The 25,451-nt window shown below is 56.2% G+C and carries 21 protein-coding genes; 16 read left to right on the top strand and 5 right to left on the bottom strand.

What is annotated here, in order from left to right; all coding sequences use genetic code 11:
• Positions 1-13 precede the first annotated feature (13 nt).
• From VFO10_RS30740 to VFO10_RS30775, 8 genes are all read left to right on the top strand, one after another.
• Complete coding sequence (locus VFO10_RS30740; RefSeq protein ID WP_325145865.1) at positions 14-1,327, top strand: cytochrome P450; 1,314 nt, start codon at positions 14-16, stop codon at positions 1,325-1,327.
• A 342-nt stretch (positions 1,328-1,669) separates the two neighbouring features.
• Complete coding sequence (locus tag VFO10_RS30745; RefSeq protein WP_325145866.1) at positions 1,670-2,584, top strand: TIGR02147 family protein; 915 nt, start codon at positions 1,670-1,672, stop codon at positions 2,582-2,584.
• 46 nt (positions 2,585-2,630) lie between these two features.
• Positions 2,631-3,470 (top strand): hypothetical protein, encoded by an 840-nt coding sequence (locus tag VFO10_RS30750; protein ID WP_325145867.1) that lies wholly within the window; start codon positions 2,631-2,633, stop codon positions 3,468-3,470.
• Positions 3,471-3,484: 14 nt separating this feature from the next.
• Complete coding sequence (locus VFO10_RS30755) at positions 3,485-4,390, top strand: hypothetical protein (RefSeq protein WP_325145868.1); 906 nt, start codon at positions 3,485-3,487, stop codon at positions 4,388-4,390.
• Positions 4,391-4,646: 256 nt separating this feature from the next.
• The gene (gene rsgA / locus VFO10_RS30760) at positions 4,647-5,723 is read left to right on the top strand and encodes a ribosome small subunit-dependent GTPase A (RefSeq protein ID WP_325145869.1); all 1,077 of its coding nucleotides are present in this window, start codon (positions 4,647-4,649) and stop codon (positions 5,721-5,723) included.
• Positions 5,724-5,860: 137 nt separating this feature from the next.
• Positions 5,861-6,322 carry a (2Fe-2S)-binding protein gene (locus VFO10_RS30765; RefSeq protein ID WP_325145870.1) on the top strand — a complete coding sequence of 154 codons (462 nt, stop codon included), beginning with the start codon at positions 5,861-5,863 and terminating at the stop codon, positions 6,320-6,322.
• 12 nt (positions 6,323-6,334) lie between these two features.
• Complete coding sequence (locus VFO10_RS30770; protein WP_325145871.1) at positions 6,335-8,641, top strand: xanthine dehydrogenase family protein molybdopterin-binding subunit; 2,307 nt, start codon at positions 6,335-6,337, stop codon at positions 8,639-8,641.
• 36 nt (positions 8,642-8,677) lie between these two features.
• Entirely contained in the window at positions 8,678-9,016 is a 339-nt protein-coding gene (locus VFO10_RS30775; RefSeq protein WP_325145872.1) for a hypothetical protein, read from the top strand.
• Positions 9,017-9,076: 60 nt separating this feature from the next.
• Here VFO10_RS30775 and VFO10_RS30780 read toward each other — a convergent pair whose 3' ends face one another.
• Positions 9,077-10,090, bottom strand: a complete 1,014-nt coding sequence (locus tag VFO10_RS30780) for a hypothetical protein (protein ID WP_325145873.1) — start codon at positions 10,088-10,090, stop codon at positions 9,077-9,079.
• Positions 10,091-10,255: 165 nt separating this feature from the next.
• Positions 10,256-10,390, bottom strand: coding sequence for a hypothetical protein (locus VFO10_RS30785; RefSeq protein WP_325145874.1), 135 nt, complete (start codon positions 10,388-10,390; stop codon positions 10,256-10,258).
• Between the two features lie 240 nt (positions 10,391-10,630).
• On the opposite strand from VFO10_RS30785, the gene VFO10_RS30790 reads away from it, so the two are divergent.
• The 6 genes from VFO10_RS30790 to VFO10_RS30815 all read left to right on the top strand — a co-directional run bounded on the left by VFO10_RS30790 (position 10,631) and on the right by VFO10_RS30815 (position 18,540).
• On the top strand, positions 10,631-11,857 hold the full coding sequence (locus VFO10_RS30790) for an efflux RND transporter periplasmic adaptor subunit (protein WP_325145875.1): 1,227 nt from the start codon (positions 10,631-10,633) through the stop codon (positions 11,855-11,857).
• The gene (locus tag VFO10_RS30795) at positions 11,847-13,061 is read left to right on the top strand and encodes an ABC transporter permease (RefSeq protein WP_325145876.1); all 1,215 of its coding nucleotides are present in this window, start codon (positions 11,847-11,849) and stop codon (positions 13,059-13,061) included. The genes VFO10_RS30790 and VFO10_RS30795 overlap by 11 nt, the downstream gene beginning before the upstream one ends.
• Positions 13,054-13,746: an ABC transporter ATP-binding protein gene (locus tag VFO10_RS30800; protein WP_325145877.1), complete on the top strand. Its 693-nt coding sequence runs from the start codon at positions 13,054-13,056 to the stop codon at positions 13,744-13,746. The genes VFO10_RS30795 and VFO10_RS30800 overlap by 8 nt, the downstream gene beginning before the upstream one ends.
• Before the next feature lie 48 nt (positions 13,747-13,794).
• Complete coding sequence (locus tag VFO10_RS30805) at positions 13,795-14,385, top strand: TMEM175 family protein (protein ID WP_325145878.1); 591 nt, start codon at positions 13,795-13,797, stop codon at positions 14,383-14,385.
• A gap of 105 nt (positions 14,386-14,490) precedes the next feature.
• Positions 14,491-15,681 carry a hypothetical protein gene (locus VFO10_RS30810; RefSeq protein ID WP_325145879.1) on the top strand — a complete coding sequence of 397 codons (1,191 nt, stop codon included), beginning with the start codon at positions 14,491-14,493 and terminating at the stop codon, positions 15,679-15,681.
• 291 nt (positions 15,682-15,972) lie between these two features.
• Positions 15,973-18,540 carry an Hpt domain-containing protein gene (locus tag VFO10_RS30815; protein WP_325145880.1) on the top strand — a complete coding sequence of 856 codons (2,568 nt, stop codon included), beginning with the start codon at positions 15,973-15,975 and terminating at the stop codon, positions 18,538-18,540.
• 14 nt (positions 18,541-18,554) lie between these two features.
• On the opposite strand, the gene upp is transcribed toward VFO10_RS30815, so the two are convergent.
• The 3 genes from upp to VFO10_RS30830 all read right to left on the bottom strand — a co-directional run bounded on the left by upp (position 18,555) and on the right by VFO10_RS30830 (position 22,843).
• Complete coding sequence (gene upp, locus VFO10_RS30820) at positions 18,555-19,187, bottom strand: uracil phosphoribosyltransferase (protein ID WP_325145881.1); 633 nt, start codon at positions 19,185-19,187, stop codon at positions 18,555-18,557.
• 105 nt (positions 19,188-19,292) lie between these two features.
• Positions 19,293-21,104 carry a threonine--tRNA ligase gene (gene thrS, locus VFO10_RS30825; RefSeq protein WP_325145882.1) on the bottom strand — a complete coding sequence of 604 codons (1,812 nt, stop codon included), beginning with the start codon at positions 21,102-21,104 and terminating at the stop codon, positions 19,293-19,295.
• 125 nt (positions 21,105-21,229) lie between these two features.
• Positions 21,230-22,843 carry an aspartate:alanine exchanger family transporter gene (locus VFO10_RS30830; RefSeq protein WP_325145883.1) on the bottom strand — a complete coding sequence of 538 codons (1,614 nt, stop codon included), beginning with the start codon at positions 22,841-22,843 and terminating at the stop codon, positions 21,230-21,232.
• 180 nt (positions 22,844-23,023) lie between these two features.
• On the opposite strand from VFO10_RS30830, the gene VFO10_RS30835 reads away from it, so the two are divergent.
• A complete protein-coding gene (locus VFO10_RS30835) occupies positions 23,024-24,160 on the top strand; it encodes a hypothetical protein (RefSeq protein WP_325145884.1) in 1,137 nt (378 codons plus the stop codon).
• Positions 24,161-24,259: 99 nt separating this feature from the next.
• A complete protein-coding gene (locus VFO10_RS30840; protein WP_325145885.1) occupies positions 24,260-25,339 on the top strand; it encodes a hypothetical protein in 1,080 nt (359 codons plus the stop codon).
• Positions 25,340-25,451 lie beyond the last annotated feature (112 nt).

Genomic DNA, 25,451 nt, shown 5'->3' on the forward strand with positions numbered 1-25,451 from the left:
AGGTGGGATTCGTATGCCTGTTTCTTCATCGGCTATTCCTCTGCCACCGTCCGCCATGACCTTCTATCCTTTCGATCTCTATCGCTTCTACACAGATTTCCTCGGTGCTATTCAGCACAGCTATCAAAGACATGGACATATCTTTCGATGGTTCGCTCTGAACCCCTTCACGGTTTTGCTCGGCGCGGATGCCAATCAATGGGCCCTCGTCACCCAGCAAAAATCCTTGTCGGCGGCCAAAGCCTGGGAACGCCCGATCGGTTATCTCTTTCACGGTGGGCTCATGCTCCGCGATGGACCGGATCATCGGCAGCATCGGAAACTTCTGATGCCGGCCTTTCGTCAGGAAGCCCTGCATCACTATCTGACGACGAGTGAACCCATCATCGACCGTCATCTTCAGTCGTGGCCGCAGCATTGCTCGAATATTTATCCGCGGGTCAAGGAACTGACTCTGGAAATTGCCATTCAATCCTTCTTCGGCATCAGCCAGCCCAAGGAGCTGCTGGTTTATAATCAACTCATCACCGACATTGTCGCCGGCTCGATTGCCTTCAATCGCGTCCCTGTCCTCGGTCGTCTTTATCAAAGAGCGGTTCGGGCGCGACGCGCACTCGTGAAACTTCTGGGGCCTTTGGTGCAGGAACGGCGCCGCCATCACACGGAGGATATGATGGGGCAGCTCTGCCGCTCCGTGGATGAAGAAGGCCGGCAGATGACCGATGAGGAGATCGTCGATCAGATGATCTTCATCATGATGGCCGCGCATGATACCACGGCCTCGACGCTCTCCAGCCTGTTCTATGAACTCGCGCAGCATCCCGAGTGGCATCAGCGTATTCGCCGGGAAGCGGAGGCCGCGGCGCATGTGCCTGTGGCCCAGCGTCCCGATCATCTGCCCGAAGCCTTGATGGTGATTCGCGAGACGCTGCGGCGTCACACGCCCCTGAAGGTCCTGCCGCGGGTGACCAATGAGGATCTGGAATTCCAGGGCTTTCTTTTACCCAAGGACACGCATGTCGCCGTCTTTCCCTCCTTCACGCATCGCATGAAGGAATACTGGACGGATCCCGATCGCTTCGATCCTCTGCGCTTTGGTGATGCAAGGGCCGAACATAAAAAGCATCCCTTTGCCTATGCGCCCTTCGGGGGCGGCATGCACAGCTGCCTCGGTCAGTTCTTTGCTGAAAAATTCCTTTCCGTCATCATTGGCAAGATCAGCATGCGATGTTCCTGGCGAATTCCGGATATCGAACTGGTGCGCTTCCAGCAGGTGCCTATTCATATACCCCGGACCCTTCCGGTAGAGCTTGAGGCAAACCTCTGAAAACACTGCCCCTCGCCACGAGCATACGGATCCCATTCGTATGCTCGAAAAATCCTTACTTCGCCCAATTATTGACCGCAAACCGCTGTTTTCAAAAATAATTCCAATTAAGATTCAAGTGCGCGCAAATAATGCCGTTAAGTGAAATGTGCAGGGCATGCGATCCAACCCCTGCAAGGAATCATGGAAGCGCACCGATAGAGGAGATGAGCGATGAAGACGATCACGAAGTCCGCACATTCCGGCCTTTTGCTTGTCACCATGGGAGCGCATGCGACCGCTCCCTTTGGCCGTCGGACGCGCTCCACGGAAGTCGGCAATCCTTCTTAATTTGAGGCGTGCATGGTCCAGAAGGACAAATCGAAGAAGACTGGGACGGTCCAGGACCGCTTCGATACCGCACGCGCGCAGATTGATGTCACGCAGTTCACCTCCTATCGTGAGTTTCTGAAGAATCTCTACGATCGGATCAAGACCGGGCGCAAATCCTATTCCTACATTCGCTTTGCCACCGACCTTGGACTTTCCGCCAGCAATGCCCTTTGGCTTGTCCTGACCATGCGGCGCGATCTGAGTGAAGCTTCGGCTCAAAAGATTGCCAGCGCCTTGGAAATGCCCCATGAATCCCGCAAGTATTTCATGCTGCTCGTTCGCCATAACAATGCGCGTGATCCGGGCCAGCGTGAAGCCTGCATGAAAGAACTCGTCACCCTGAAATCCCAGCACTTTATGGAAAGCGGCGCCGATGAGAACACGCTGGAATTTTTCCAGGAGTGGTATCATCCCGTCCTGCGGGAGATGGTGGCATTGGATGATTTCCAAGCCGATCCCGACTGGATCAATGAGCGGCTGTTCCTGCGCCTTCTGCCGAAGCAGATCGAGCGCAGCCTCGCGCTATTGCAGGAATTGAAACTGATTCGCTTTGATGAAAACCGCCAGCGTTATGTGTCCACCGGCGAGCAGATCTTCCCGAGCCGGACCGTCGGCCCACTGGCGGCCGTGCGCTTTCATCAAAAAGCCTGTGAAAATGCCCGCGAAAGCGTGACGGCGGTTCCCTCGCATCGTCGTGACCTTAACGTCATGACGCTGTCGATTTCCGATGAGGCCGCGCAAAAACTCAAAGCGATTTTTCATAAGGCTTGTGAAGAGGCCATGGCGATGGAAAGCCAGCCTCAGCCACGCACCGAGGTTTATCAAATCAACGTGCAGCTCTTTGCCCTGACCCGCAAAGCGCCCGGCACGAAAAATGATACATGAGGGACTGCACGCTATGCCTAGGCTAAAAACATTCAGAATGTCCTGGTTGCGACCAGCCCTGTCGGGTGTGGTCGCCTCCTGCATTGTGCTCGGCAGTCCATCCTGCGGCTCATGGAGTGGCAATCCACCCAGCAGCAAGGTCCAGACGGGAACAATCGCGCCACCCGAAAAGCAGGGTACGGTTGAAATCGTCCTGCAGGGCAGCGGCGCGAGCCTAAGGCTCTTGGATAAATCCCTGGCCGTCACGGATAAAAACGGCAAGCCTGCTGGTCAGGTCACGCTCAGCTCGGCCCGGATCGTGCTGAGTGATATCGTCGTCCGAAGTGATCGCAGTGATGCGACGGCAAGGCCAAGCCTCGCCGGGCCCTTTGTCCTGGATCTGATGAACAATAGCATGTCGCCCCAGCCTGATAAGCTGACTCTTCCCGAGGGGACTTATAAGGATATCGCCCTGAACCTTTACCAAAAGGCGGGCGGCAGTGTGCAGCTGATCGGTACCTATGTGAACGCCACGCAGAAGACGTCCACCTTGAAGATAACTCTGGATGCGGCGGACCAGCTCTCGCTTATGAATGACAGCAGCCTGATCCAGGTGAGTTCGGGAACGAATCAGCAGATTGCGGTGACGTTCAAACTCGATCAATGGTTTAATTTTACCGGCAAGGATGCGGATCTTTCCAATGCCACGGGCCAGGATATAATCATAGAAGGCGGCATGACCGGCGAAACCCGGAAGCTGCGTGATGCATTCCTGGGCAATGTGAAGGCGGCCGCCAGCTTTGATAAATTCACGGCGGCACCTGCGGCGGGCAAGGAAGAGAAGAAGAAGACTGGCGACAGCCACGAGGAAGGTGATGGCGACAGCGACGGCAACGGAGGCCGTTGATTCCGAGGACAGGCATGACCACTGGATTGAATGACTTTTTAAAACATATCAAGAGCAATCCGCAGAACGATGTTCTCGTGGATCGCTTTGCTTCGCTGGTTATGGAACTCGATGCCAAGGCGCGGCAGCCTTATTTTGAAAAGCTCTTTGAAACTTTGGAAGACCCGAATCCCCACGGAGCTTTGCGCGCTGCTTACTTCAACCTTCAAACGGCCCGGGCTCATGGGTCCGGTACGGCTCTTGAAATTGATGCGCTGCAGTGGATCGAACGCGCGTTCATCAAACTCGGGAAAAGCGAGAACGCCGCCCTGGTCCGCGAGGAGCTTGGTCGTTTGAAGAAAGCGCCGGCACCGCCCGTTACCGATCGGCGCCGGAAAAAGCCGGTATCGGAGGCGAAACCGAAGGCGTCAGAGCCGAAGGAGCCAAACCCGAAAGCTCCGCTACCCAATGCTGCGGAGCAGCGGTTCACGACCCAGCGGATGGATTTCATCGCGAACCTTTATGAAAGTTTTGCGAAGCAGCTGCTGGAAGCCTTGAATAAAGAGCTGGCGACTTTCAAGGGCACGCCCCATTCCGAAGCTGCGGCGGCGCATATTATCAGGGCCTTTCGCCAGGTCTATGCCGAGATGCGGTCGACCCTTAGAAACGCGGTGGCAGTCTTTGGGCATAATCCCCTGCTGGTGGATGATAAGGATCTCTTCCGGGACGAATTGATCCAGGTCTTCTTAAGGTCAACTCTGCTGGCCCGCACCAAAGATCGCATGGCGGCGCAGCGGGCGCGACTGATCGCTTCGCTTCTGACGGCATGGTTCGACCAGCAGCAGAACATGCCGGAGGGCATCCTGCCGCCTGATCAGGAACGGGTTCAGAATAAGCTGCTGGAGATTGCTGTGAGCGCTGTGCTCCGTTTTGAGGACTGATGTTGCCCAGGGCTGTGAGCCCTGAGGACTGAATTTCACCCCGGGCCGCTTGCTTTTTACGGAAACCCCGTATACCCTGGGACTGTTCACTTATAACCCCCTTATGAAGGAGAGAAATTATGGATGTCATCACTTTCAAAAAGGGAAAGCTCTGCTAAGTCGGTATCCATACCGGACCTCCTGACCCTTGCGTCTTTCCCTTCCAAAAAAACCTCGTGGAATTTTTGCGTCTCATCCTTTGGGAAAGGCTACTGCATTGACATTTTTAAAATTTCCAGGCTTTGATGCCTCTTTCTATGCGTCCGTACTATCAAACATGACCAGCGATCGTCAGCTGGCGCGCGTCATCGAACAGCAAAAAGGCCTTTATAAGGTCGCCGGCGAGTCCCAGGACTGGTGGGCGGAACCGAGCGGCCGTCTTCTGTTCGAAGCCCGCGGAGCCGAGGACCTGCCTGTGGTCGGGGACTGGGTTCAGGTGAGCCTCGGTGGCCCCAGCGATCGCCTGCAGATCCTGGCCGTTTTACCCCGCAAAACCCTGATTGCGCGCCGGGCGATCGGCGAAGGTCACGAGGCCCAGCTGCTGGCGGCCAACGTCGATCACATCTTCGTCGTGAGTTCCTTGAATTATGATCTGAATCCGAAAAGACTGGACCGCTACCGTGCTCTGGTTCGGCAATCAGGAGCCGCCGGCACGCTGCTTCTCACCAAAGCCGACCTGATCGACGACGCGGCGATTCCCGCGTTGGTGGCCGAGGTCGAACACAGTTTTCCGGTGCTGATCGTCAGCGGCATCTCAGGCGTCGGCCTTGATGCTCTGCGCGAAAAATTAACGCCGGGTTCCACGGCTGTCTTCATCGGTTCATCCGGTGTGGGGAAATCCACTCTTCTGAATGCCCTCCTCGGTGAAGAAAGACAGGACACCGGCGGCATTCGCGAAAGCGACAGCCGCGGTCGTCACACCACCAGCAGCCGCAGTTTGATTCCCCTGCCGTCCGGTGCTTTTTTAATTGATACGCCGGGCATTCGTGAACTCGGTCTTTGGAATCTGGACGAAGAAACCCTGCAGGAGAGTTTTCAGGAACTCGGTGGCTTTGAAGGCCGTTGCCGTTATCGCGACTGCCAGCACGAAAGCGAGCCCGGCTGCGCGGTGCAGGAAGCCGTGCAAAAAGGCGAGCTGGCCCCGGAACGTCTGAACAGCTTTCGCAAACTGCAAAAGGAGCAGGCTTTTTACGAAAGACGCCAGGACAAGCGTAAAATGATCGAAGAAAAAAATCGTTGGAAAGCGATTCATAAAGCGGCACGTCGCGAACGCAAAAATCGCGGTGACGACTAGCCTCGCCACAGCGGCCGGTTGCTTTCAAAGACCGGCCCTGCCTCCCCTTCCCGCCCTTGCATATTTTTGGTGATTTCTTTTCGCCAGGATCCATTCCACATTTCTCTTTTACTCCCGGCCTTGTAAAGGAACACACCATGAAGTTGAAGCTTTCAGTCAATGGCAGTGATAAGGAGACGGATCTTGATCCGGACATGCCCCTGCTCTGGGTTTTACGCGATGTTATGGGCCTGACCGGCACAAAGTTCGGATGCGGCAAGGCCCTTTGCGGAGCCTGCACCGTGCATCTGGATGGTGCTGCCGTGCGTTCCTGCGTCACACCCATTCGCGCCGCAGACGGACGCAAGATTACGACCATCGAGGGTCTTTCCGCCGATGGCACGCATCCTCTTCAGAAGGCCTGGGTGACCTTCGGCGTTCCCCAGTGCGGCTTCTGTCAGACGGGCCAGATCATGACGGCGGCGGCTCTTTTAAAGGAGAAGGGCAAACCCACGGACAAGGAGATTGCCGAGGCCATGTCGGGAAATCTTTGCCGCTGTGGAACCTATACGCGCATCCGGGATGCAATCAAAAAAGTGGCTCAGGAATCCAAAGCCTAATGGGGATGAGTGATGCAAAAAATTTTAAGCAATCGGCGGGTGTTTTTGGAAGGCCTGGGCCTCTCCGCTGCGGGTCTTTACTTTGGTGTTTACGCCTATGCGGATCAACCCACCAATGAGCCCGCAGGTGATACCGATCCCAAACCGAAGACGAGTTCGCCCGCTGTGGAACAAAGCAGCGTCGGACTCAATCCGAATGTTTTCGTCCATATCGCGCCGGATGGTTGGGTGACCATAGTCTGTCACCGTTCTGAAATGGGTCAGGGTATTCGAAGTTCCCTGCCGGTGCTCCTGGCCGATGAATTGGGCGCGAGCATGCAGCGCGTGAAGATAGTTCAGGCGGATGGTGACAAGGCCTATGGGGATCAGAACACCGATGGCTCGAACAGCGTGCGCGGCATTTATGAAGATATGCGCATGGCCGCCGCCACGGCCCGTACGATGCTGCTCGCAGCGGCGGCCGCGCGTTGGAAAGTTCCTGTCGATCAATGCACGGCCATGGATCATCAGGTGATTCACAAAGGCGGAAAAAAAACTTTGGGCTTCGGTGATCTTGCGGTCGAAGCGGGCCGCATGAAGGTTCCGCAGCCGGCCGAGGTCAAGCTGCGGCCTTTTCAAGAACTCAAAAACGTGGGCAAGGATCTGCCGCTGCTCGATGGTCCGGCCTATGTCACAGGCAAGGCGGTTTTCGGTGCGGATCTGCGTGTGCCCAATATGCTGATCGCTGTGATTGCAAGGCCGCCAGTGGTTGGAGCCAAAGCCACCCAATTCGATGCCAAGACCGCCAAGGCCATCCCCGGCGTTAAGCAGGTGATCGAGCTGCCGGCACCGACCCCGCCTTATATGTTTAAACCCTGGGGTGGTGTGGCTGTGCTCGCCGAGAATACCTGGGCGGCGATGAAGGGTCGCGATGCGCTGGCGATCAGCTGGGAGATGGGACCGAACGGGTCTTATAATACAGCGGAGTATCGCAAGACGCTGGAGGCTTCGGCGAAAAAAGGCGGCACGCCCCTGCGCAAGATCGGGAATGTCGAGGCCGCTTTAAAAGAAGCGGCGCGCACGGTGGAAGCTGAATACTATGTGCCGCATCTTCCGCATGTGTCGATGGAGGTTCCGGCCGCGCTCGCTCATTTTCGCAAGGACAAGGGCGGATTCTGCGAAGTCTGGGCCCCGACGCAGAACCCGCAGGCCGCTCGCACGGAAGTGGCCCGGGTTTTGGGCTTGAATGAAGCGCAGGTGGCTGTGCACGTGACGCTGCTCGGTGGTGGGTTTGGTCGTAAATCCAAGGCCGATTTCGTATCCGAGGCCGCGTTTCTTTCCCGTGAGTCCGGTGTTCCGGTCCGCGTGCAATTCACCCGCGAAGACGACATTCACAACGATTATCTGAATACGGTGAGCGCCCAGTATCTGACGGCGGGTTTGGATAAAGATGGCAAGGTGATGGCCTGGCGGCATCGCACTGCTTTTCCGCCGATCGGATCGCTTTTCAATCCGAATACGAAGAGGCCCGGAGCTGGTGATCTGCAGCAGGGTGTGCTGGATGTGCCGCTGGCGATTCCGCATATCACAGCCGAGGCCTGCGAGGCGGAAGCGCATGTGCGCACAGGCTGGCTCCGTTCGGTTTATAATATTTTCCATGCGTTTGCGATCAATTCGTTCCTTGATGAAATCGCGCATGCGCGGCAGAAGGATCCGCGCGACAATCTCCTCGAAATCTTTGGTCCGCCCCGAACTCTGCCTCTGAAAGAATTAGGGGTTGAACAACTGCAAAACTATGGGGCATCTTTGGAGAAGCATCCTGTCGATGCGGGGCGCCTGCGTGATGTCGTGGAGAGGGTCACCAAAAATGCCAACTGGGCCAATCGTAAGAAACTCAAGAATCGCGCCCTGGGATTGGCCGCCCATCGCAGTTTTCTGAGCTATGTCGCAATTGTTGCATCGGTGACGAAAAACGCCAGTGGCAACCTTTGGGTGGACGAGGCGTGGATGGTGGTCGATGCGGGAACGGTGATCAATACGGATCGCGTGCGGGCTCAGATGGAAGGGTCTTTGATCAATGGCATGAGCCAGGTTCTGTTCGGAGGGGTGACGCACAAAAACGGCGCCGTGGAGCAGAATAATTTCGATGGTGTGCGCATAGTGCGTATGGGCGAAGAGCCGACCAGGATCCATGTCGAGATTGTAGCTTCCCAGCATGCGCCTGGCGGGATTGGTGAGCCTGGAGTGCCGCCTGTCGCCCCGGCCATTACCAACGCGATCTTCGCGCTGACGGGCAAGCGGATTCGCGAGTTCGGCGTTGTGAATCAGCAGTGGACTTGACGCAGAAAACGCCTAACACAAGAAAACGGAGTTTTTATGAACGAGGACCAGGAAACGGAGAAACTCTCAAGAAAAGAATACGCCAAGAAACTCCGTCGTGAAGCTTATCAAAGAGCGAAGGAATACAAAAAAAATGATCCGCGGGAGATCGCCCGCAAGGAAAAGGCCAAGGAGCAAAGGCGCGAGGCCTATCAGAAGGCCAAGGAACGAAACAAGGCCGCAAAGAAGGAGAAGGATAAGAAAACCAAGCTGGATCTGAAGGAGCAGCTGGTGGTGGCCTCGGAGTTGGACGAAAGACCTCTGGCTCCGGTTATTTCGCTGGATAGCGTCCGGCAAAAGGCAGCGGGGAGGAAGACGAGGCCGCGGGATCTTTGAGATGACGGCCTTCGGATCGGCCGGGCCGCTGATCCCGCAGGCTGCCGCCGATCAAATCCCTTAACGGAACTTGACAGCGAATGTGCCCTCTGTCGTGCGATCGCTCATGCTCACCCAAACTTTGATATCCAGTCGATCGACAAGGCTGATCACTTCTCTGACTTCGGCACTGTTCAAAGGAAACGCGAACGCATAGCCCTGGCTGCAGGCCAGGGCCCCATCGGCAAAGGGCCCGGCGTTGGCGCTGGCCGTCCATTTCGGAGCTGCGGCACCGGCGCTGATATTCCGGCAAAGAAAGCGATAGCTCGCGGTACAGCCGATATCATTCATCCGGCCCAAAGGACCTGAGGTCAAACCGGAAAAATTCTGATGACTGATTTTTCCATTGGCCGGAACGAACTCGATGCAATCTTCCTCTTCATTCAAACTGTTCGGCTCACCGCCGAGCCAGTACGCGATATTTTGCACGAGGCTGAACGTGGAGCTGACAGTGGTGTTCAAAGTCACCGACAAAAGTCCGGGCACATTCAACACCACCTGAACCTGGCTGAGGCCCATGGTCGCAACGTTCTCCTGAACCGTCCATTTCAAAGCCAGAAGATCCTGGGTCACAAGCGTTAGAGGACTGCGATTCCCCTGCGCGTCCACCTTATAAAAAGCGGCGCTGGCGATCGGAACCGAGACTTCCTTCAGCGGTGCGATTTCACAGTCCATGCGATAATTCTCGCTGCCCTGCATCTGACCGTTCTGATAACGGCAGGTCAGGTACGCGCCACCAATCGGCACGGGCTCTGCGGCTGTTTTATTGTTGTTTTCACCTTCATCGAAATCAGGTTCCATCTCAGGAACAGGAGCGGGTGCAGCAGCTTCAGGGGCTCGGGGTTGTTCTTCAGAGACGGGAGCCAGGGGTTCCGGATTCGGGATCTCGGCGCTGGGACCAGGTTCAGCTGTCTGGATATCGGCCGTTCGATAGGCTTCGCCTGAAACCGTTCGTCCCTTGTCAACCTTATGCCCAGGACTGCATGAACTGATCAGAGCCAGGGTCATCGCAAAAGACATGATTCGCATAAGCATGCGACCCTCTCCTCAATGTGTGCCACTGAATATCTTATCGGCGCATGCGGACGCGAACCCCAGAAACTTCCTTTTTTACCAGAATACCGGGAACTTGCAGACTCAGTAATTTTGTGGAATTTTATCTGCGAAAAAAGGTTTTCCCAGGGGAGTCGAACCGTGTATTCATTGTCCTTCGTAAGGTCGCTCATAGTCTTCATCCACGTTATTCAGCACCGTGTTGTTGGGTTCACCGCCGAGCCAATAGCTGGCGACGCGGGTTAAAGTCAGCGGAGCTGCGATCGTGGTATTCAACGTCACCGAAAGAGCACCGAGTTCGCTAAGGACGAGGGCGTGGGCGGAACGTCCGACACGGAAATCGCCGTCGCGGCATTCGCTTCCGTCACCGAAACAGACGACTGGTCCCTAAGGCACAAGGCTGGAATACTTAGGTACGCTCCGTCATGTTCCCTTCTTTTGAATGTCAATCCAAAAGGCTATACTCTGCGCATGACCGCAGGCCCTGGAGCATGGGTCGTCCGCACGATAAGGGTGAGATTCATGAACATGACGAGGCGTAAGATTCTTTGGGCGCTGCCGATTCTGATTATCGGCGGGATTTTGCTGTACGTTCTGCAGAAGGCCATTCGCGGCCCTCTCGTGCCCGCTGTCGCGGCTCAGCGTGGAGCCGTCGTGCAGAAAGTTGTAGCGTCAGGTCAAATTATTCCCAGGACACGTGTGAATTTGACTTCGCAGGTCATGGGGACTGTGGACGAGGTCCTTGTGCAGGAAGGCGATGCTGTGCAGGCAGGCCAGGTCCTGGTGCAGATTGCCAGCGCGGAAGCCACGGCTCAGGTGGAACAGGCCCAGGCCGCCTATGAACTTGCGCAGGCCAAGGCCGATCAGTTCCAGGGCGTGAGTGCGCGGCTGACCCGGGAAACCCTGCGGCAGGCGGAAGTGAAACTGCGGCAGGCGCGGCTCGATGTGAAACGGGAAGAGGAACTTTCACGCGCCAATGCCTCGACGCAGGAAGCTTTGGATCAGGCGCGCAGCGCCCTGCAGCTGGCAGAGAGCAGTTATCAATCGGCCATGGCTCAGGTCAAAGCCACCGCTCCGCAAGGGAGTGATTCCCGCATGGCGCTTGCGGCTGTCGAGCAAAGTCATGGGGCTCTGGCCGCAGCGGAGGCGAGGCTCGCTCAATTTCGCATCACAGCGCCGATCGCGGCCCGGGTCATTCAACGCCGGATCGAACCCGGTGATGGTGTGCAGCCGGGAACAGCGCTCCTGGTGCTGGGTTCCGTGGATGCACCGCGGGCCCAGGTTCAGGTCGATGAAAAATACTTATCTCTTCTGCGCGATGGACTCGCGGCGCGTGTCACGGCAGATGCCTATCCGGGTCGATCCTTTGACGCCAAGGTCGAACGCATCGCGCCTTCCGTGAATCAGGAGCGGGGTTCCATCGAAGTGCAGCTGATTATTGCCGAGGCGCCGCCTTTTCTGCGTTTTGATATGAGCGCCTCGGTGGAAATTATCACCAACAGTGCGGAAGGCGCTTTGCTTCTGCCTATCGAAGCTGTGCAGGCTGCTGCGACCGAAGAGCCTTTTCTTTATGTGGTCGAGCAGGGCAAGGTTGCGAAGCGTCCGGTCGCCTTGGGTTTGCGTGGGGATACCGTGGTGGAAATCGCGAGCGGCGTGAAACCCGATGACCTTGTCCTTCTGCCCACCGAAGCTTTAAAACCAGGGGCCCGCGTGCGGCCTGACGTGAAAGGAGGGCAAGGTGCCCTTTGAAATATTCATAGCCCTGCGCTATCTGCGTGAGGCCAGGTTTCAAACTTTTCTGATTCTGGCAGCCGTCTCGGTGGGGGTCGGCGTTGTCGTTTTTCTATCCGCCCTTATCAACGGACTGCAGGAAAACCTTCTGGCCACAACTTTGGGTTCCCAGCCGCATGTGATCATCACCCGCGTCGAGGCCCCGCCGCGGGTTCTTCCCGATCCGCAGCGCGTGGTGGCCGCTTTGGTGGAACAGCCTCCTGCCCGGGAATTGATTCTGCACGACTGGACCAATGTGCAGCGTGATGTGCGGAGCGTACCGGGCGTGGTCGCGGTATCTGCGGTCGCAAGCGGTCCTGGTCTGGCTGCGCGCGGCGCGGCTTCGAAGACGATCGCGATTCGCGGGATTATTCCTGAAGATTATGATCAGATCGTGAAGATCAGCAGCAAGCTGAAAGCCGGGCGCTTTACCCTGTCCGGTGATCAGGTGCTGATCGGTGTGGAGCTGGCTCGCGACCTGGGCATCGGTGTCGGCGAGAAGTTTCGCATTGAAACATCCAGCAGCCAGGCGGCCACGTTTTCGATTGCCGGGATTTTTGATCTTGGCAATAAGGATGTGAATCGACGCTGGGTGCTCACGAGTCTCAGGGTCGGGCAGACGCTTTTGGATATGCCGGGCGGCGTCACCTCCCTTGAAGTCAGGACCGATGATGTGTTCGCCGCGGACGAGATCGCCGGCATGATCGCCGCGCGCACGGGCCTGCAGTCGGACAGCTGGATCAAGCTGAATAAGCAGCTGATGACAGGTTTGAAGTCGCAGAGCAGCTCCCGGTATATCATCGAATTCTTTGTGGTGATAGCCGTGGCTTTGGGCATCGCCAGCGTGCTGCTCGTCGCCGTCGTGCAGAAATCCAAGGAGATTGGCATCATGCGGGCGTTTGGAACGAGCGATCGGCAGGTGATCGGGGTATTTCTTTTGCAGGGTGCGATCCTCGGGACGCTTGGTTCCTTCGGAGGTTCCCTGTTAGGGGCCGTCCTGGCCTTTGGTTTTCGGAGCCTTGCGAAAAATCCGGATGGGGCTCCCACATTTCCGGTGGCGGTCACGGTGGGGCTTTTGGCCTCGACCGCACTGATTGCGATAAGCGTGGGCATTGCCTCGGCAGCCTTCCCTGCCTGGCGTGCGACGCAGCTTGATCCTGCGACGGTGATTCGCTATGGGTGATCTCCTGCTTGATCTTCAGGGTATTTATAAGGATTTTGGCCCGCAGGCTCCGGTGCTGCATGATATTCATCTGCAGCTGAAGCAAGGGTCCTTCTCGGCGATCATCGGACCTTCGGGATCGGGGAAGAGCACGCTGCTCAATATCATCGGGCTGCTCGATAAACCGAGTTCGGGCGGCTTTTACTTTCTGGGCGAGGATGTCGTTCAGCTTCCTCCAGCGGAGTTGACCCGTTTTCGCGGGCAGAAGATCGGATTTATTTTTCAGTTCCATCATCTCCTGCCAGCCTTCACGGCGATTGAAAACGTGATGCTGCCTTTGATCGCGCATGCCGGTCGCATCCGTCCCGGCATGCGGGAGCAGGCGCTGGATATTCTGAAGGCCGTGGGCATGGCGGAGAAGGCGGACAATAAAGCCACCGAACTATCGGGGGGCCAGCAGCAGCGCGTGGCGATCGCGCGGGCCCTCGTGACTAACCCTCCTTTGGTTTTAGCGGACGAGCCCACGGGGAATTTGGATACGAAAAATGCGGATGAGATCTTTGCGCTTTTGCGGCGCTTGAATGAAAGCAAGGGCATCGCGCTTCTGGTCGTAACGCATGACCCGCGGCTGGCGCAGCGCTGTGATCGGATTATTGAAGTGGTCGATGGGCGTGTTTTACCGGAAAAACCGCGGCCCAAGGGGTAACGAGCCGCAGGTTTTTACGGACTGACTTTTTTCAACCAGGGAGTAAATATGGGTCTTGGAACAAACCGCATGGAGGCCTTTAGTGATGGTGTGATTGCCATTATCATCACGATTATGGTGCTGGAAATCAAGGTGCCCCATGGTGTGGATTTTGCGACTCTGCAACCATTGATCCCCGTGTTTTTCAGCTATGTCTTAAGCTTTGTCTACATCGGCATCTACTGGAACAACCATCACCATCTTCTGCATACCGTGAAGTCGGTCACCGCCCCGATACTCTGGACCAACCTGCACCTGCTCTTTTGGTTATCACTCGTACCCTTTTCCACCGGATGGATGGGTGAAAATCACTTTGAAGCCGTGCCTGTCTTTCTCTATGGCCTCACTCTCTTTGCTACCGCGCTCGCCTATTGGATCCTGCAGAATACCATCATTCGGTCACAGGGCCAGCATTCGATCCTGAAAAAGGCCGTGGGTCGGGACCTGAAGGGCATGGCCTCGCTTATTTTGTATGCATCCGCCATCGGACTCGCCTTCGTCGATACCTGGATCTCGCTGGCCATCTATGTGGGGGTCGCCTTGTTATGGCTCATTCCCGACCGGCGGATTGAGAAGATCTTTGGCAGCGCCTCGGCGTGAGCCCATGTTGACTCTTTCTGTGATCCTCGTTTTCCGAAATTGCGGGTTCGTGTATAATAAGGGAGCCGCAACACACGCGATAGCCCCATACACGATGGAAAGATCATGGCGATTGATAATCTTCCGCCCAAGTTCTTGATTATTGATTCCGACCGCACCGTACTCGGTCCCCTTATTGAGCCTTTTGCCAAGCTGAAGGTTGAAATCTTCGCCGCCCATGATCTACAGACGGCAATGTATCGCTTCAACAAGCAGTTCTTTAAAGTTGTGCTGGTGGAGCAACAATTCCCCGAGCTGGACGGTGTCTCCATCATCCAGCGCCTCCGTCAGCATTCGATACGGGAAAAGGCTCTGGCGTCCTATATTCTGACCACGAACAACAGCGGTTTGAGCAAGGAAAACCTGAGCCTTTTGGATGAGTTGGGCCAGATCCAAACCGTGAGCAAGCCCCTGGCCTGGGGGCCCTTGACGTCCATCGTCCAGAAAGCCTGGCGGAACGCGGTGAAGCGGGAGCTGATCGACAAGATGCGGACGGATATCATGAACGAGATGAACGGGGAATTCGACTTCACGCGGCTGAACCAAAAACTGGAAGATTTGAAAACAGCCCTTGAGGATGAATACCTGGTTCTGAAGATGGAACTTTATGAACGAAGCGAGCATTATCGGGAAGCTTTGCAGTTCATCCAGGGTATAGAGCCCGGTAAAATGGATTCTTTGAAACGCTTGAATCTGATGGGCAAGTTCTATTTGAAGTTGGGTCGCCTGGAGGATGCGCAAAAAGCCTTCGAGGAAGCCGACAACCTTGCGCCGAAAAACCTGGAACGCGTGACCCAGATGGTTGATCTCTACTTAAAAATGCAGATTCCCGAGCAGGCCATCGAAAAGCAGAAAGAGATCATCGACTTCAACCCTGACCGCCCTGAAATCAAATTTGATCTTTTCAAACAGCTCGAAAATCATGGGTTTGGCGAGCAGGCCGCCGCTTTCTGCCGGGACACCACGGGGCCTCAGGAAGTCGTCACCTACTTTAACAATAAAGGTGTGGTGCTGGCCCAGACGGATCATGTACCTGAAGCCATCTCAGAATATGGGCGCGCCCTTAACTATTATCCCAAGCATAAGAGCGTGCATGCCATACATTTCAATATGGCTCTGGCCATCCTGAAAACCAAAAATCCCAAGGGTGTTGCTCAGGCCATCAAGCACCTGGAAACCGCCCTTGAACTTCATCCCGATTATGAAAAAGCCAGGCAGATGCTCGACAAACTTCGAAAAACCCAGCGTTCGGCCTGAAGAAGCTGGATTATAAGCAAGCAGAGTCGTCATCGACCGTGCGAGCCCATGCGACTGGCCGCCTATAATAGCCTGTTATAACTGAATACTTTGAATATTGAAAGGCTTCGCATTCCGCTCTTCCTTTTTCGCCGAAATATCCAAAAAAAGCCTCAGATGCAAAGCATTTGCGACCGAAATTGGGTAAGCAAGAGAGAAGGAAGGCTCGTGAAACTTTACCGCTTCGGCATAATTTTTCTCGCTCTGATAGGGGGCTGGGCTGGGGCCCAGATACCTGATGAGGAGGAGGCGATGCTGCGTGCGGGAGAAGGCATGTTCGCCAAACTTTTTGTGGGCGACAATCCTTATGGTGGCGCGCGCCCACCCCTGGGAACCGTGAGCGAGCAGATGCGGGCGATCCGCAATGATCGACTGCAGACAGATGAGCATCGGTACTGGTCTACAAGTTTTCTGGCTCGGGAACTTTGGAATGATGGACTGACCGACGAGCTGGCCGTGGAATGCCGTTCGGTTCCGCCTCGGCGCGGTGATTTCAGCTATAAATCCCTGTGCATCCTCATCGGGTCAGAACCGCTGGCGAACAAGATCGCGGCCGTGGAAACTCTGGCGGAAAACGCCCACCGGAAGCTGGCCGGACAGGTCCTTCCCATGAACGTCATGAGCACGCTCGGCGATTATCTGACATTCAACGGTCGGCCTGTGGAAGCGCTGCGCATTTATAAGCGTGCGTTTGAACTCTGCCCCGAAGATAACAAAACGGCCCTGGTCCTGGCTAAAAGCAACCTCGCGCTGGCCTATCTGAATCCTCTGTTCCCGATGGAGGTCCAGAAAATGGGACTGAAGTACTATGACGAGGTGCTTGTCTATCACAAAGAGAATGAGAAGGAAGCCTGGCAGAATCAAAACCTCGGCTGGACCAGTTACAACAAGGGTATCGCGCTCCTTTTCAACTTCCGCGCCTATGAGGATGCACTCGCGGCATTCAAGGCCGCCGAGGGCATCCATCTTCTCGAAATTGATAACGCGATCTTTCAGGCCTATACCCTGGTGCATCTCAAGCGCCACGATGAAGCGCGCGCAATCCTGAAAAGAACCGATACGAAGGACGTCATTGATCCCAAGCGCCGTCAGTTCCTGAGCTGCTATAAGGAACTGAGCTATCGACTTATGGGCGACGGCAATCCCATTCCGCACTGCCTGCAGCTGGAGAATCCCCAGCACGACGTCCTTCTGGATCTGACCGCCCACATCATGACGAGCCACCTGTCCGCTGACGAAGAAAATGCGATGTGGCGCAAGTTTTACCTCTACTTCGATCAGAAAATCAAACCCGACATCCAGGAGTATCTTGCAGCGGCGACCGATCAAGCGGAACTGGCCCGCATGAAGGCGAATGAGAAGATGAGGGACCTGGAACTCCAGAACCTGGAACTCTATAAGCAATCCACGGCGATGGCTACGGTCGTTGCTCTTTTGCTGCTGGCCATGGCCTTGGTGCTCTATCGCTTCTGGCGAGTGCAGCGTGGGAATGCGCGGCAGACAGCGGAAGAAAAACAGCATCTGCAGGGCATCCTCGATGGTATTGAAGAGGGTCTCGTAACGATTGGCCCGGGGCTTATAATGAAACCGGAACGATCGTCACACCTGGATGCCATCGTCGGCCATCGGGAACTCGCGTCCCGGCCCTTGCAGGAGCTATTGGAACTGACTGATCTTTCGGCTGCCGAACGCGCGCATACGGCCGCCTGCGTGGAAGCCGCGCTGGGGGAATCGGTGCTGACCTTTGAGTTGAATCACCCGCACCTGCCTCATGAGTGGCGGATTCAGCAGCGAACCATAGCATGCTTCTGGCAGCCGATCTTTCGGCACGAAGTGAATAGCGGTGTGATCCTGGTCATGCGGGATGTGACGGAAGTCAGAGAACGCGAGCGGCTGCGAAGCTCAGCCCTCGCGGCTTCGGATCGCATTCTGGAGTTGAGTCAGGAAATTTTCCGCGCCCACCCCAAGGCCGTGCAGGTCTTCCTTTCCCAACTTGGTGAGCAGCTGCTCGAATTGGAGCGGCTCATGAACCGTGAAGGTGGACGCACCGAAGCGCTGCGACTCGCGCATACCATGAAAGGCAGCGCTCGCACACTGGGGCTGGCGAAGCTCCAGGAAGCGACGCATGGTTTTGAAAGCAGTCTCGTATCCGGTACGGGAGGTCGGGCGTTGACGGAACTTCAGACCCTGCGCGATGTGACGAGCGCGTATCAAACAGCCATGGGACGCCTTTTCCAGGGTTCAGGACATGAAATGAACAGCGTCTGGGAGCTGATCGGACTTTTGAAGCGTCCGCTGGAAGAACGTCTGAGTCGGGCCGGGCATGCTTTTCAGGGTTTGCAGTTGCGCGATGCAGCAAGCCTGGACGTGAACGAACTGAAAATGGTTTACGAGATCCTTCTGCATGGACTCAATAATGCGGCCGACCATGGTTTTCTTTTGCCCGCGGCTCACGGTATACCTACGACGGCCGCTCTCTTTGAAGTTGAGCTGACTCATCAGGATGGTTGGAATTGCCTTGTGCTCCGTGACAACGGCGTCGGCATGGATCATGATCGCGTGATGCACAAGGCCAAAGCCCAGGGCTGGCAGCCCCAGCCTGGACAGGACTGGCTGGATTTTCTTTTTGAAGATGGCGTGACCACTGCTGAGCGGCTCAGCACGACCAGCGGGCGCGGCGTGGGTCTGTCGGCGGTGCGAGCTTTTGCAGCCCGGATGCAGGGGCAGGTGCAGCTTCGCAATCGGGCTGATGCCTGCGGGGCCGAGCTGCATGTCCGCTGGCCTGCGCTGATCACCAAAATTAAAAAAGATGCTGCTTGAAAGACTCTGCGCTTTTAATGGCCCAGAGTTCCATAAAGCCGATCCCCGGCATCCCCGAGTCCAGGGACGATATAGCCTTTTTCATTGAGCGCGCTATCAATCGAAGCGGTCACGATCCGAATGTGCGGAAAAGCCTTCTGCACGTTCGCAACGCCTTCAGGGCTCGCGAGCAGAGTCACGAGTTGGATGTTGCGGGCGCCGGCGGCTTCCACTTGTTTTAATGCATGAATCACCGTGTGGCCGGTTGCCAGCATCGGATCCAGAACGAAGACCTGATCTTCGGGAACGATCTTCGGAAGATTCGCGTAGTAGGATTCGGCTTCCAGAGTTTTGGGATTACGAGCCAGCCCCAGATAACCCACCCTTGCTTTCGGCATGCTCGGCAGGATTCCATCCAAAAAACCAAGGCCGGCTCGCAGGACAGAGACCAGGACCAGACCGCTTTTCAGAACAGGCGCTTGTGTCAGCTGCAGCGGCGTTTCAATGGTTTCCTGAACCACGGGCAGATCGCGCGCGGCCTCATAGAAAAGCATGGCCGCCACAGCCGCCATATGCTCACGGAAAGCCCCGCTGTCGGTCGCAACGCGCCGCAACGCAGTCAAGCGATCCTGGACCATCGGGTGCTTCACCACCAAAACCTGACTCATCCCATCCCCTTTCGTTTGGACTTTCCAAAGTAGACAACGGCCAACAGCCCAGGACTTCAAGCAGCGACCCAAGGCCGCAGCGAACGCCTTACAGCAGCAACCCCCTTACAGCAGCGACCCCATCGGCTCCCGCAGCATCACACGCCCCTTGATCTCCTTGAGCAACTCCTCGATAAACGCATCGCGTCCCTCGGTTTTCTGCTCCTGGATTCCATAACGGCGAACAGTCACCTGCTGCTGCTCCACCTCCTTAAGGCCGATGATGAGCTGCACGGGAACCTTGCGAATCGTATGATTCCGGATCTTCTTATTGAAGCTGTTATCCGACTCGTCGATCTCGGCCCGCACCATCTTGCTGTGCAGCTCTTCGACCAGAGCCCGACCGTAGGCATGGCATTCCTCGTTAACGGGAACGACCACGACCTGCACCGGCGCACACCAGGTGGGGAAAGCCCCGCCGTAGTATTCCAGAAGGAAACTAATGAAACGCTCATGAGTGGACAGAGGCGCACGGTGCAGGATGATCGGCATCTGATCATGGCCCTGCTCATCGGTGTAAGCCAGCCCAAAGTTCTGCGGACTCAGAAAGTCCACCTGAATGGTCGAAACCGTTTCTTCGCGACCCATCAGGTTGCGGAATTGGAAGTCGATCTTCGGACCATAGAAAGCCGCCTCGCCTTCACCGCGGTAATACTCCATCCCCGCGTCGATCAAGGCTTTTTCCAGCATCTTCTCGGCCTTGTCCCACATCACGTCCGAGCCTTTGTACTTGCTCTTGTTTTCCATGCTGCGGATCGAAAGGCGGCTGCGGAAGTTATTGGTCAATCCAAAGGTCGTATAGAATTCGCGGTACATCTGGAGGAGTTTGCCGAACTCCTCCTCAAACTGATTCTCCCGCAGATAGATATGCGCATCATTCATGGTCATGCAGCGCACGCGGATCAGACCCGACACTTCACCCGACTGCTCGTAACGGTAGCAGGTGCCGTATTCGGCAAGGCGCAGGGGCAAGTCCCGATAGCTTCTTTTGCGCGCGGCATAGATCAGGTGATGGTGCGGACAGTTCATCGGCTTCAGGTAATACTCGGTCTTCTGCCCTTCATCCTCGATCACCATCGGTGGGAACATCGAATCCTTGTAGGATTCCAAATGCTGGCTGCGGACGTAAAGGTCGCCCTTGGTGATGTGCGGGGTGGCCACGCGGCTGTAGCCGAAACGGAATTCCATATCCATCGCATAGCGCTGGATCTCGTCACGGATCACAGTACCGTTCGGCAACCAAAGGGGCAGGCCCTTGCCGACGATATCTTCATAGTGATAGATATCGAGTTCCTTGCCGAGTTTCTTATGATCGAATTCCTCGGCCAGTTTCCGCCTCTTCAAGAAGTCGTCGAGCTGGGCCTTGTTTTCAAAGGCCAGCGCGTAGATGCGGGTCAGCATCTTTCTTTTTTCGTCGCCGAGCCAGTAGGCACCGGCGATGCGATCGAGTTTGAAGGCATCAGGCGGCAGCTGGCTGGTTTTTTCCACGTGCGGACCTTCGCAGACATCCAGGAAGGGCCCGGTCTTATAGAACGTGAACTTGGTTTCGCCGCGGTCCCGCAGATTCTGCAGGTTTTCCAGCTTATAGGGTTCGGCCCGGTGCTTCTGCAGGAAATCCACCGCACCGGCGTAATCGAATTCAAAGTAGTCGAAGGTCTGCGAAGCGCCGATGATTTTTTTCATCGCCTTCTCGATATCCTTCAGATCGGCCTCGGTAATGGGGTTGCCACCGAAATCGAAATCATAGAAGAAGCCATGTTCCGTCGGAGGACCGAATCCCAGCTGCACATTGGGGAATTTCTGCTGCACCGCCTGGGCCAGAATGTGAGCCAGCGAATGGCGGATGCGATAGAGTTTGGGATTGTCTTGGAGTTCCATCAAAATACCTCACAAAAAGGCGGAGCAAACAGCCGGGATTGACCAGGACATCATTCTTATCATGGAAAATTTTCGGCTGCTATTCTTTTGGCTGTGTCGGGGCCCCGAAAGCCCCGGCGCGCGGCTCAAAAACCAGACAGAATGATCTGGATAATGGCGATTTTGGTGAGCATGGCGATGGGATAAACCGTGGCGTAGGCCATATTCGGCTGGTCATCGCGGGTTTGTTCGAGGGCATAACCTAAAACTGCAGGTTGAGTCTGCGCACCGGCCATGGTCCCGGCCAATTGCGCAAGAGGCATCTTGAATATCAAACCACCGATGACGAAGATCAGACCGGCAAAGGTCATGGTCACGAGAGCCCCGCTCAGCATCATCTGCCACACGCCCCCGCCCTGGGCCAGCGTCGTTCCGAAGGCATGACCGGATCGGATCCCGACCCCGGCAAGAAAGAGAACCATCCCAAGCTGCCGAAGAGTTAGGTTGGCGCTATAAGGGAGCGTCCAGACAAAAGAGCCGGTACGACCGATGCGGCCCAGGATCAGACCGACGATCAAGGGGCCACCCGCAAAGCCGAGTTCGAACGAGCCCCCCGGAAGGGGAATGGGCAGTCGTCCCAGAAGAAGGCCAAGGGCGATCCCGATGCTGAAGGTCACGACATCAATTTCACTCAGCGCCCGATAGGAGTCACCCAGGTACTTCGCGATTTCATCCATGCGCTGGCGCGGGGCGACGACCCGCACGCGATCACCAGGTTCCAGAACGGTATCACGATCCGGAACGAATTCGACATCACCACGCCGTACCCGGGTGATGACCGCACCGAACTTGGAACCGAGATTCAGACTCGCCAGGGGCTTTTCCGTCACGGCGCGTTTCGAAACGAAAATCCGGCGAAAGTCGATGTGACTGCGATCGCGGTCGAGCTGCTCCTCACAGCGCCTTCCTAAAAATTCCACGGCGTGTTCCAGACACGCGCGCTGGCCCACGATGCTGACAAGGTCTCCGGCCTGCAGCTCCGTTTCATCGGTGGCGATCATCACCGCATCATGACGTTTCACACGAGCGAAACTGACCCGCAAAGCCCCTTTTTTCCGCAGCTCATGAATGCGGCCGGCAGCCCTGCCTTCCACCTCGACGACCCAAGATTCCAGCATCGGTTCCGCTTTCGCCTGATGCAGCGGCTGCTGATTCGCCGAACGTCGTCCATACCACTTCGCGGCGAGGAAGACGGCGAAGAGCATGCCGATCACCCCACCCGGATAGGCCAGCGAATAACCGACGACAGGCGCGGCAAGCCCGGCTTCATCAGCGCCACTCGCCTTCAAAGTATCCAGGATAGCCGCCAGAGCCGGGGTATTGGTCAGAGCCCCGGAAAAAATTCCGGCTGCGAACGAACCATTGAATCCGAAGAGACGCGCAAGTCCCATGGTCAATAAACTTGCAAGGACGATCACGCTGAAGACCAGCAGGTTTTCCCGCAAACCCTTCTGCCTAAAGGACGCGAAGAAACCGGGACCACTGCTGATGCCCATCGTGTATACGAACAGCGTGAGTCCGAATGTGTAAACGAATTCCGGGAGTTTCAGGCCTTCATCCCAGGCCCCGAAGCCAAGGCCGACGAAGAGCACCGCGGCAATGCCGAGGCTAAAGCCCAGGACTTTCACGCGGCCCAGGACATGGCCCAGGGCAAGCACAAGGAATAAGAGCAGAATGGGGTTGTCTCGGAGAAGTTGCATGGGAACCTACTTTTGCGTCAATTCACGCAGGTTGAACGAAGTTATGCTACACTCAGATCATCGTCCCTTGAGGGAACAGCCCTTTATTGAGCCAATTCACAGGCCGATGCAAGGGGAAGTCCATTGTGCACATATATTGCAAAGGACGGGTCAGACAGATTTCATTGATGGAGAATGAAGATGCGCACGTTGTTTTTAATTCTGGCGTTGGCTGGAGGCGTTCAACCGGCTGCTGTTCCCACCGAAGCTACGAAAACGTCGAACGAGCCGGCCCCGGCCGCGCGACCGACAATGCAGAAGTACGCGGAAAACGTCGCCATCCTCCTTCAGAATCTGCGGGCCTTCGATAATAATCCGAGCAAGGAGCAAAAACAGAGCGTGACAGAGGCCCTCACCACCCTGAAAGGCCTCTCGCACGACGTGCGCCCGACTCTGGACCTTTACGCGGTCGATCCCGTCATGCGCTATCTTTCGATTGATCTGACCACCCAGTTCACCCGGATCGAGGACGCCTATCGCGCCGGCAACTATCCCTATTCGCGTTATCTGCTCCGGCAGACCACGCAGTACTGCGTCGGCTGTCATGCGGCGTCGTCGATCAAACACTCGGCCGTCGTGATGTTCAAGGAACCATCAGGCACCATGAATGATCTGGAGCGCGCCGAATATTTCAGCGCCACGCGGCGGCATGAGGAGGCGATGATCGCCTATGAAAAATTCCTGGTTGATAAAAAATTCAAAAAGGCCCAGCCGGAACTCTGGGAAAAAGCCGTTCAGAACCTGCTCGCGATCACCATCCGCATTCGTCAGGACGCATCGATCACTCTGGAGATGATCAGCGCGCTTTTGGACGAAGGCGGCTATAGCCCGCAGCAGACCGAAATGCTCCAGGTCTGGCGGCAATCGGCCAAGTCCTGGCAGCGTGAGCCTTTGGACAAGAAAATCAAAGGCAAGGACGCGCTCGATAAAGTGCGGCAGATGATGAGCAAGGGGCAAAAACTGAATGACCGTGGGGCCAATTTTGGTTTTATCGAATACATGCGCGCCGGCTCGCTGCTCAATGAACTCGCCCTGAGCGACATGGCGGATGAGCTGAAGGCCCAGGCTTATCTTCTGACCGGCCAGGCCAGTGAAAACCTGCGTGAGGTCTTTCTTTGGATGCGCCCCGAGGCTTATTACGAAGCCTGCATCCGCATCCGCCCACGCACGCCTGAAGCCAGGGAGTGCAGGAAGCAGTGGGAAAGCTATCAGCAGAAATTTCCGGGCGAGGCATGGGACAAGGATAAGCTGCGTCAGCTTTCAGAAATGGCTCCCTGACATGATCGTGAGCCCTGGAGTTTAGAAATTTTACCTTCATGGTATCTGGCACCTTACTTGCTTCGATTCAAGTAACCGTACCGTACCATGGAGGTTTTTATGTCTGCCGGCATCACTCGCATCACCAGCTTCCTGCTGACAGCCTTCATCTGCGCCTGTAGCGCCACAGCTCTGAATCCATCGCGACTTCATAATACCCAGGATCGTTTCCCCGCTCCTGATCCTTTTACCGCTGTGCAGCGAAAACCCGTCCTTGATGAAGCGGAATTCCGCACGATCATCCATCGTGTGCTGGATCCTTATCAAAAACTGGCCGCACTGCACGACGCCCGCATTGCCCTGCGCATTCCGGTGGAAGCCGAGGTTCCCAAGGACTGCGTGAACGCTCAGGATGAAGACAGTATCCTGCGCTGCTCGTGGCAGTCGGATTTCCCCAACGCCGACGCCGGCCGCAGTCGACAGGACAATACCTGGTACATCGGTGTGGGTGGAGGTCTTGCTCGTCTTCCGGCCATGACAGCGGAAGGCCTGACCCTTGTTCTTTGTCATGAGGTCGGCCATCTTTTTGCTGGCTTCCCCTTCCTGCGGGAAGGCTTTACCGGCCTTGCCCTGCCCGTCTCGGTCGATGGCCAGGCGGATTACTTCGCGGCCCAGGTCTGCGTGCGGAAAATCTGGGCTCAGGATGACAACAGCGTGAACGCCGAGGGCATCCGCTATGAAGAGATGATTGAACCCGCGGCCGTCGCGCAATGCAACAGCATTTATTCTCCGCAGAATGAGCGGGATCTTTGCTACAAGACCGTCTTCGCCGGGATGGCTTTCGTGAAGGCGCTTGGAAAGAGCCGCGAAGAAGACCCGGCACCGAGCGTCGGCACACCCGATCTGAACGAGGTTGGAGTCACAGATAACATGCACCCGGCCGCTCAATGCCGGCTTGATACCTTTGTCGCCGGCGCCCTTTGCCCCACCGTCTTTGATCCGTCGCAGAATCCGGCGGCCGTGGTCTATGACGAGACAAAAATACCTGGCTATGAGTTGGCAGCTCCTGGTGGCGAAGCGGCCCGCGATCTCTCCATGACCTTCAGCTGCCATGAAGGCTTCTGGCCCCAGGCCGCCCGGCCCCGCTGCTGGTTCAGCCCTGATCAAACCGAAGAAGGCGGTTGGATGAATGAACTCTGAGCCTGCTCATCAACGCTGTAAGGACATCTTTACGAAATGAGGCAATCGCCGCGTGATTTGCCTCAACCGCCCGGCCCCATTCCGCACAATTCCCTCCGAAATCCCGCCCATG

It is taken from the genome of Oligoflexus sp., assembly GCF_035712445.1.
In the GTDB taxonomy this organism is placed as follows: domain Bacteria; phylum Bdellovibrionota_B; class Oligoflexia; order Oligoflexales; family Oligoflexaceae; genus Oligoflexus.